We start from the raw sequence: 1,722 nt of genomic DNA on the forward strand, positions 1-1,722 counted from the left end.
CCACTGTTTGCAAAGAAAAAGTTATCTAGCTTAGGAGGAAGGATTGATTGCAGTTCTTCCGCAAGCTTTAATATCGATTCATAGATAATTACGCCTGATGGGCCATGTATTAAATGATCTGCACTATCTTTAATGGCTTGTACGACCTTAGGATGTCTGTGACCAACATTTTCCACAGCAATTCCTGATGTAAAGTCAAGGTATTGTTTACCATCTGCACCGTAGTAATAACATCCTTCAGCCTTTACTACAGGTAAGTTTGGATGGTCTTTTGCCATACTTGGTGCAAGAAAATTGCCAATTGAACCCACTAATTCCTGCCAGTTGCGTTCTGTTTGTCCCATTTATATCCCCCATTTAGTTAATTTGAGTATTTTTTAAGTTTGCGGACTACGGATGGTTGACTTATACCAAGAATCTTTGCCATTTCAGTAGTAGTCTTATATCGCTTTTGTGCATTAACTAAAATTTCTTCTTCAACTTTCCCAAGGATTGCAGGCAGTGTGCGTCCTTCAATTTCGAGTTTGTCCAGACTTGAATCACTTCGGCGATACTCTACAGGTAAATCGTCTTTGGTAATGATTTCTGATTCAGCCTGGACGATTAACCTTTCCATTAAATTCTTTACTTCCAGATGGTTTCCACTCCATTCCATATGGAGTAATTCATGAAATAGGCTATCAGATAATTTCTTATTAACCTGATATTCAGTTGTATACTTATCAACGTATTTTTGAATAACCTCGGTTAAATCCTCCAAACGCTCTCGTAAAGGCTTAATTTGAATAGGAACAACATGTAAAAAGTAAAACAAGTCTTCTCTAAATTGTTTTTTCGCCATTAAATTTTCCAAATTTAGTTCGGTCGAGCTAATAATTCTATAGTTACCATTAGTTTGTTGCAACGCTTTTATAAGAATAGTTTGAGAGGTTAGTGAAAGTTCATCTACACCCTCCAAATACAACGTCCCAAATTGAGCAAGTCGTAGGAACCCCATTTTTTTAGAAGATCCTATATCTGGTTCGCCTACTAATTCATGTTCAAATAAGGCATCCGGGATGGAGGCACAATTTACCTCGATAAAAGGACCAGGGCTTTTAATACTTTGTTTATGAATAAGTTTGGCTATTGTGGATTTTCCTACACCACTTTCTCCACGTAAGGTTACTGGAACATTGTGTGGGGCCACTTTACTAACTGTTTTTAGAACTTGTTTCATCGATTTACTTTCAGAAACAACCCCATCCACACTTAAACCCTCCTCCCTAAGTAATGCTAATTCACCTTTTACCGCCGACATTTCACCCTCTAGTTCATTTAGGTACTTTTGAAGGTCGTGTAACTCCGAAACCTCATAGGAATAACTAATAACGAATTCTACTTCATGTAACTCATTAAATAGAGGAATGGCAGTAATTAGTACCTTTCTTCCATTTAAAGTGGTTTGCACAAGTGCAACCTTCTTTTTTTGTTTTAAAACTAAAGGCGTGATAGCAGGAGAGAAAATCCCTTTGGATTCCAAATCATACACAGATTGACCCAATAAATCATCAGCTGATAAGTCGTAATTTGAACCACTAATATGTGTAACTTTAATAATCTTTCCATCTCGGTTTGTTACGATAATGTCTTCATCATATGAATCGATAATTTCCTCTTCTGCATTTGGAAGTAAGTATAAGTTCTGCATGGGAATGCACTTCCTCCTTTAATCAAACTTTT

At 36.7% G+C, this 1,722-nt stretch carries 2 protein-coding genes; both read right to left on the reverse strand.

Annotated features, from left to right (window positions below):
• Positions 1-344: aminotransferase class III-fold pyridoxal phosphate-dependent enzyme (locus ACOI1D_RS21540; protein ID WP_422504237.1), on the reverse strand; the 344-nt coding region annotated here is incomplete at its 3' end.
• Positions 345-361: 17 nt separating this feature from the next.
• A complete protein-coding gene (locus ACOI1D_RS21545) occupies positions 362-1,690 on the reverse strand; it encodes a sigma 54-interacting transcriptional regulator (protein WP_422504238.1) in 1,329 nt (442 codons plus the stop codon).
• Positions 1,691-1,722 lie beyond the last annotated feature (32 nt).

The sequence above is a fragment of the Virgibacillus sp. DJP39 genome (assembly GCF_049310925.1).
Taxonomy (GTDB): domain Bacteria; phylum Bacillota; class Bacilli; order Bacillales; family Amphibacillaceae; genus Virgibacillus_F.